At 64.8% G+C, this 6,384-nt stretch carries 6 protein-coding genes; 1 reads left to right on the top strand and 5 read right to left on the bottom strand.

Going from position 1 to position 6,384, the window contains the following annotated elements; all coding sequences use genetic code 11:
• Positions 1-336: 336 nt before the first annotated feature.
• The gene (gene purB, locus RHOFW104R8_RS13515; protein WP_068091690.1) at positions 337-1,704 is read right to left on the bottom strand and encodes an adenylosuccinate lyase; all 1,368 of its coding nucleotides are present in this window, start codon (positions 1,702-1,704) and stop codon (positions 337-339) included.
• A 237-nt stretch (positions 1,705-1,941) separates the two neighbouring features.
• Between purB and RHOFW104R8_RS13510 the strand changes: the two genes are divergently transcribed.
• A complete protein-coding gene (locus RHOFW104R8_RS13510; protein WP_068091687.1) occupies positions 1,942-3,321 on the top strand; it encodes an aspartate ammonia-lyase in 1,380 nt (459 codons plus the stop codon).
• A 119-nt stretch (positions 3,322-3,440) separates the two neighbouring features.
• Here RHOFW104R8_RS13510 and RHOFW104R8_RS13505 read toward each other — a convergent pair whose 3' ends face one another.
• Genes RHOFW104R8_RS13505 through RHOFW104R8_RS13490 form a run of 4 tightly spaced genes read right to left on the bottom strand, consistent with a single transcriptional unit; the run spans position 3,441 to position 6,384 of the window.
• Positions 3,441-4,145: a hypothetical protein gene (locus RHOFW104R8_RS13505; RefSeq protein WP_068091684.1), complete on the bottom strand. Its 705-nt coding sequence runs from the start codon at positions 4,143-4,145 to the stop codon at positions 3,441-3,443.
• Positions 4,146-4,178: 33 nt separating this feature from the next.
• Positions 4,179-5,144: a hypothetical protein gene (locus tag RHOFW104R8_RS13500; protein WP_068091681.1), complete on the bottom strand. Its 966-nt coding sequence runs from the start codon at positions 5,142-5,144 to the stop codon at positions 4,179-4,181.
• Positions 5,141-5,998, bottom strand: coding sequence for an ABC transporter ATP-binding protein (locus RHOFW104R8_RS13495; protein WP_068091677.1), 858 nt, complete (start codon positions 5,996-5,998; stop codon positions 5,141-5,143). The genes RHOFW104R8_RS13500 and RHOFW104R8_RS13495 overlap by 4 nt, the downstream gene beginning before the upstream one ends.
• Positions 5,995-6,384 (bottom strand): GntR family transcriptional regulator, encoded by a 390-nt coding sequence (locus RHOFW104R8_RS13490; RefSeq protein WP_068091675.1) that lies wholly within the window; start codon positions 6,382-6,384, stop codon positions 5,995-5,997. The genes RHOFW104R8_RS13495 and RHOFW104R8_RS13490 overlap by 4 nt, the downstream gene beginning before the upstream one ends.

The raw sequence follows: 6,384 nt of genomic DNA, 5'->3' as shown, positions 1-6,384 counted from the left end.
TTCGCCGGCTACGCCTGATGATCCATAGCCGAGAGCTATCGACCGGCATCGGAGGGGCGCATTCTCAACACCCTGTTAGTAGACCCCGCATCGGGGCATATGCGATCGATGTTCAGCTTTCAATGGTCGGGCGTCAAGCGAACGATTCCATCGCGTTGATAAGGACTTGCCAGATGGTTGCCGTGGTACTGAAGGGCGAGGGTGACTTTTGCATATCCCACAAATCGAGGCGCTATCTCTTAAATAACCCTGGAAGTGCGGGAATAAACCGTATGGTCGGTGGATGCACGCATCCTCGCCGCTGGGAGCGGCAGTGTGCCAAGCGGTCAACCGCGCTCAGATGTCCTTCGCCAGCGCCTCGGCCAGGCCGATGTAACTGCCGGGTGTCAGATCGAGCAACCGCTGCTTCGCTTCCGCCGGCAGGTCGAGGCCAGCGATGAACTCGTGCATCGACTCCTTCGTGATGCCGTGGCCGCGAGTCAGCGCCTTGAGCTGTTCGTACGGCTCGGGCAGGCCGTAGCGGCGCATCACGGTCTGCACGGCTTCGGCCAGCACTTCCCAGCTGGCGTCGAGGTCGGCGGCGATGCGGTCGGCGTTGACGTTGAGTTTGCCCAGGCCTTTCTTCAGCGATTCCAGCGCGACCAGGCTGTGGCCGAAGGCGGTGCCCAGTGCGCGCAGCACGGTGGAGTCGGTGAGGTCGCGCTGCCAGCGGCTGATCGGCAGCTTTTCCGCGAAGTGGCCGAGCAGGGCGTTGGCGAGGCCGAAGTTGCCTTCGGCGTTTTCGAAGTCGATCGGGTTGACCTTGTGCGGCATGGTCGAGGAGCCCACTTCGCCGGCCTTCAGGGTCTGCTTGAAGTAGCCCAGCGAGATGTAGCCCCAGATGTCGCGGGCCAGGTCGATCAGGATGATGTTGGCGCGGCGCACGGCGTCGCAGTATTCGGCCACGTTGTCGTGCGGCTCGATCTGGGTGGTGTAGGCGTTGAAGTCGAGGCCGAGGCTTTCCACGAAGCGCTGCGAGAACGCGCGCCAGTCGACTTCCGGATAGGTGATGGCGTGGGCGTTGTAGTTGCCCACCGCGCCGTTGATCTTGCCGGAGATTTCCACGGTGGCGAGTTGCCGGCGCTGGCGTTCCAGGCGCGCCACCACGTTGGCGATTTCCTTGCCCAGCGTGCTGGGCGAGGCGGTCTGGCCGTGGGTGCGCGACAGCAGCGGCAGCGCGGCGTTGGTGTGGGCCATGTCGCGCAGTTTGGCGATCACCGCGTCCAGCTGCGGCAGCAGCACCTGGCTGCGCGCGTCGCGCAGCATCAGTGCGTAGGACAGGTTGTTGATGTCCTCGCTGGTGCAGGCGAAGTGCACGAACTCCTTGGCCTGCGCCAGGCCAGCATCGGTGCCGATGCGTTCCTTGATGAAGTATTCGACTGCCTTCACGTCGTGGTTCGTGGTTGCCTCGATTGCCTTGATCCGTGCGCCATCGGCCACGCTGAAGTTGTTCGCGATGGCTTTCAGCGTGTCGATCTGGCCCGCGTTGAACGCGGGAAGCTCGGCGATCTTCGGATCGGCGGCCAGCGCCAGCAGCCATTCGATTTCCACCTGCACGCGGCGGTGCATCAGGCCGAACTCGCTGAAGATCGGGCGCAGCGCTTCGACCTTGCCGGCATAGCGGCCGTCCAGTGGTGACAGGGCGGTCAGGGCGTGAGAGGACATCGGGGCATTCCGGCGGGGTGAAACGGCCATTTTACATTGACAGCGCGTCTCTGCTTGGCGGCTTATAGTGTTTTTCCCCGTTCACCCTGAGCGTAGCCGCGCAGCGGCGAAGTCGAAGGGGGTATCGGGAGAGGCTTCGACTTCGCGCCTTTGGCGCTACGCTCAGCCCGAACGGCTCAAAATAGCGTGGCGCTGCTTTAATCATCCAACGCTCTTTCCCCCCGAAGGATTTTCCCCATGAGCAGCTTCCGCATCGAACACGACAGCATGGGCGAGTTGAAAGTCCCCGCCGACGCGCTGTACGGCGCGCAGACCCAGCGCGCGATCGACAACTTTCCGATCTCCGGCCTGCACCTGCCGCGCCCGTTCATCCGCGCGCTGGGGCTGATCAAGGCGGCCGCGGCCGAGGTCAACCTGGCGATGGGCCACCTGAAGAAGAACCAGGCCGCGGCGATCCGCAAGGCGGCGCTGGCGGTGGCGAACGGCCAGCACGACGCACAGTTCCCGATCGACATCTTCCAGACCGGCTCGGGCACCAGCACCAACATGAATGCGAACGAGGTGATCGCGCACCTGGCGGTGCAGGGCGGCGCCAAGGTGCACCCGAATGACCACGTCAACTACGGGCAAAGCTCGAACGACGTGATTCCCACCGCGATCCACGTCAGCGCCACGCTCACCGCCAGCGAACAACTGCTGCCGGCGCTGAAGCACCTGAAGAAAACCATCGACAAGCGCGCGCGCGAACTGCGCAGCACGCCGAAGACCGGGCGCACCCACCTGATGGACGCGATGCCGATCACCTTCGGCCAGGAGCTGTCCGGCTGGTCGGCGCAGATCGGTTCGGCGGTCGAGCGCATCGGGGACGCGCTGAAGCGCATGCGCCGGTTGCCGCAGGGCGGCACCGCGGTGGGCACCGGGATCAACGCCGACCCGAAATTCGGCCCGGCGATGGCGGCGCAGCTGAAGAAGCTGACCGGGGTGAAGTTCGAATCGGCGCAGAACTATTTCGAGGGCATGGCCGCGCAGGACGCCGCGGTGGAGCTGTCCGGCGCGCTGAAGACGCTGGCGGTGGCGCTGATGAAGATCGCCAACGACCTGCGCTGGATGAACTCGGGCCCCTTGGCCGGCCTGGGCGAGATCGAGCTGCCGGCGCTGCAGCCGGGCTCGTCGATCATGCCGGGCAAGGTCAACCCGGTGATTCCCGAGGCCACCGCGATGGTCGCCGCACAGGTGATCGGCAACGACGCCTCGATCACCATCGCCGGCCAGTCCGGCAACTTCCAGCTCAACGTGATGCTGCCGCTGATCGCGCACAACCTGCTGCAGTCGATCGGGATACTGAGCAACGTCTGCGTGCTGCTGGCCGACAAGTCCATCGCCGGCTTCAAGGTCAACAAGGCGCGGGTGAACCAGGCGCTGGCGATGAACCCGATCCTGGTTACCGCGCTGAACCCGGTGATCGGCTACGAGAAGGGCGCGGCCACCGCCAAGCTGGCGTACAAGCAGCACCGGCCGATCATGGACGTGGCGCTGGAAACCACCGGGCTGTCGAGGGATGAGCTGAAGAAGCTGCTCGACCCGATGGCGCTGACCAAGGGCGGTATCCACGGCTGACCCTGCAACTTCTTGTTGTTGTAGGAGCCCGCTCGCGGGCGATGCTCGTGTTCTGAATCTCCCTACCCAGCCAACCATCAGAGCAAATGCACCGCCCGCGAGCGGGCTCCTGCATGGGATCAATCGGAGAACACGGCGAAGCCTTTCTTGCCGTCCTTGTCTTTCATGTCCTTGCCGCAATCGTCGACGTCCTTCTGCTGCATCGTGGCATAGGGTTTGAACGCGGGCATGGCGTCGGCGAGCTTTTGCTGCGAGGCCAGTATGTCGGGCAGCCGCTTGCACAGTTGCATGGCGGCGGCCTGGATCTGGTCGGTCTGCGGCTTGATGCTGGCCTCGATCTCCTTGTCGCTCTTGCCGGTGAACGCGCCCCAGATCGCCTGCTTCGCCGCGGTGACGCCGAGGTCCGCGCCGCTGGCGCCGATGTCCATGCCGGCCTCGGCGATGCCGATGATCTGCTGGCGGTAATCCACCAGCATGGCGTGCTGCTCCGGCGTGGCCTCGACCGGCTTGCCGGCGATCACCAGCGTGCCTTGCGGGGTGATCACTGCCTTGGGGAGGGAGCCGTCATGCGGGTGTGGTCCGTTGCCGACGTGGATATTGCCCAGGCCGATGTCCTGGGTGACCAGTTCCTTCTTGGACTGCTCGATGCTCTTGCGGACCTCCGCGGCGATCGCCGAGGAGGAGGTCTGTTCGCGGACTTCCTTCGCGGCTTGCGCCATGTCGCCGGCGGCGCCCGACTGGGTGGTGTCCGGCCCGGATTGGCTGCAGGCGGCCAGCGGCAGCAGCAGGACCAAGGCGAGCGCGCTGAACGTGATGGACTTCATAGGTGTTCTCCTTTCCCCGAATTCGAGCGGAAGTCAGCTGTCGTCGCGCCAGCGGCGGAACCAGATGGCGCCGGCGAGCATGGCGGCAGCGGCGGCGACACCGATCCAGACGTTCGGCGACGCCAGGGCGACGTAGGTGTGGGTGACGCTCAGCGTGGACAGCACTTCGGCTGGGTTGTTGCCGCCGACACGCGGGACCTCGCTGAGCCAGCCGCCGGGGAACACGCTGAACAGGGCGCGGGCCACCACGTTGCGCCAGTACCAGCTGTTCTGCAGGTCGATCGTGCCCAGCAGGTTGAACCAGCCGATCACGATGCCCAGCGCCACCGGCAACACCACCGCCCACAGGAACGGCTTGCTGCGGGCCCAGGCCGAGCACAGCATCAGCCAGCCCACGGTCGGCAATGTCCACAACAGGTACAGCGGGATCGAGCCGACCAGGTTGGCTATGACCTGCAGCGGATGCGACAGCAGCAGCAAGTGCCATACGCCGACGCCATGGAAGGACAGCGTGATCGCGAACATCAGCAGCATCACGATGCCGGTCAGCATGCCTACGGCCACGGCGATCAGCGGCGCGACCACCGTGGCGGTGACCACCTTGGACAGCACGGTGGCGGTATCGGTGATCGGCAGCGATTTCCAGAACAGCAGGCTGCGGTCGCGGCGATCGTCGTAAAGCGCGCCGAGGCAGTAGAAGAACACCACGAAGCCCAGCACCACGCCGATGATCAGCGTCGGCGAATACATCGCCATGTCCAGGCCGGCGCCCACGTTGTCCATGGAATTCTTGTCGAGCGCCCTGTTGAGCAGGCGCATGTTGTTGTCGGCGCCGCCGAAGGCGAAGTTGAAGCCGTGCCTCCTGCCCATCACCTCGCCGGTGATGATGCCCATCAGGTTCAGCAGCAGGAACACGCCGCCGGTGATGACCGGCGCCCAGAAGAAGCCGCCCCGGTGTTCCCACAACTCGCGTTTCAGGAGCCAATAGAAGGTTTTCATGCGTAGGTTCCCTTCATGGTGGCGACAAACAGGTCGCTGACGGAGGGCCGGCGGGTTTCGCCCAGCTGCTCCAGCGTCGCGCGGTTCGCGCCGTCAAACAGAAAAATGCTCTTGCCGAACACCTGCCGCTCATCCAGCGGCTTCAGCGCACGGGCCGCCTCGGCCCTGTCGGCGCCCACCATCACCTCGATAAAGCGGTCGCCGACCGCGTCCATGTCGGCATCCAGCACGATCCTGCCGTCGCGGATGAACATCAGGTCGGTGAGAATGTGCTCGACTTCCTCCACCTGGTGCGTGGTGACGATGATCGTCTTGTTCTCGTCGAAGTAGTCTTCCAGCAGGTTCTGGTAGAACTGCTTGCGGTAGAGGATGTCCAGGCCCAGGGTGGGCTCGTCCAGGATCAGCAGCCTGGCGTCGATGGCCATCACCAGTGCCAGGTGCAGCTGCACGATCATGCCCTTGGACATCTGCCGCACGCGCTGGTCCGGCTGCAGCTTGGTGCGCGCCAGGAAGGCCTCGCACTTGGCGCGGTCGAAGCGCGGGTGCACGTTGGCGACGAAGTCCACCGCCTGGCGCACCTTGATCCAGCGCGGCAGCACGGCCACGTCGGCGATGAAGCAGACCTCGCCCATCAGCTTGTCGCGCTGCTTGCGCGGGTCAAAGCCCAGCACGTTCAGCTCGCCGCTGAAGTCGGTGAGGCCCAGGATCGCCTTCAGCGCGGTGGTCTTGCCGGCACCGTTGGGGCCGATCAGGCCGACGATGCGGCCGGGCTCGACCTGGAAGCTGATGTTGTCCAGCGCCAGCGCCGACTTGTACCGCTTGCTCAGGCCGCTGGCCGTGATCACCGCGCTCATGATTTCTCCTCCTTGTCGGCCTGATCCTTGCCGGCGTGGGCTTCGCGCAGCAGCGTATTCAGATCCAGCCCCAGCCTCTGCAGCCGGGCGTACAGCGCGGGCCACTCCTCGCGCAGGAACCGCTCGCGTTCCGATTTCAGCAGCGCCTCGCGTGCGCCTTCGATGACGAACATGCCCAGACCCCTCCTTTTTTCAACCAGTTGTTCGTCGACCAGTTCCTGGTACGCCTTCGACACGGTCAGCGGGTTGATCTGAAAGTCCGCGGCCACCTGGCGTACCGACGGCAGCGGGTCGCCCTCGTTCAAGGCGCCGTCCAGGATCATCGCCACCACGCGTTGCTGCAGCTGGCGGTAGATCGGGACGCTGTCGTTCCAGGTCATGCTCAT

Source organism: Rhodanobacter sp. FW104-R8 (genome assembly GCF_001617365.1).
Classification (GTDB): domain Bacteria; phylum Pseudomonadota; class Gammaproteobacteria; order Xanthomonadales; family Rhodanobacteraceae; genus Rhodanobacter.
Note: the sequence above shows the minus strand (reverse complement) of the source record. Positions and strands in the feature narration are given on the sequence as shown.

Coding starts and splice junctions, on each gene's coding strand:
- RHOFW104R8_RS13505 (WP_068091684.1), bottom strand. CDS start 4,145: ATGAAGTCCATCACGTTCAGCGCGCTCGCCTTGGTCCTGCTGCTGCCG.
- RHOFW104R8_RS13490 (WP_068091675.1), bottom strand. CDS start 6,384: ATGAGCATGACCTGGAACGACAGCGTCCCGATCTACCGCCAGCTGCAG.
- RHOFW104R8_RS13510 (WP_068091687.1), top strand. CDS start 1,942: ATGAGCAGCTTCCGCATCGAACACGACAGCATGGGCGAGTTGAAAGTC.
- RHOFW104R8_RS13495 (WP_068091677.1), bottom strand. CDS start 5,998: ATGAGCGCGGTGATCACGGCCAGCGGCCTGAGCAAGCGGTACAAGTCG.
- RHOFW104R8_RS13500 (WP_068091681.1), bottom strand. CDS start 5,144: ATGAAAACCTTCTATTGGCTCCTGAAACGCGAGTTGTGGGAACACCGG.
- purB (WP_068091690.1), bottom strand. CDS start 1,704: ATGTCCTCTCACGCCCTGACCGCCCTGTCACCACTGGACGGCCGCTAT.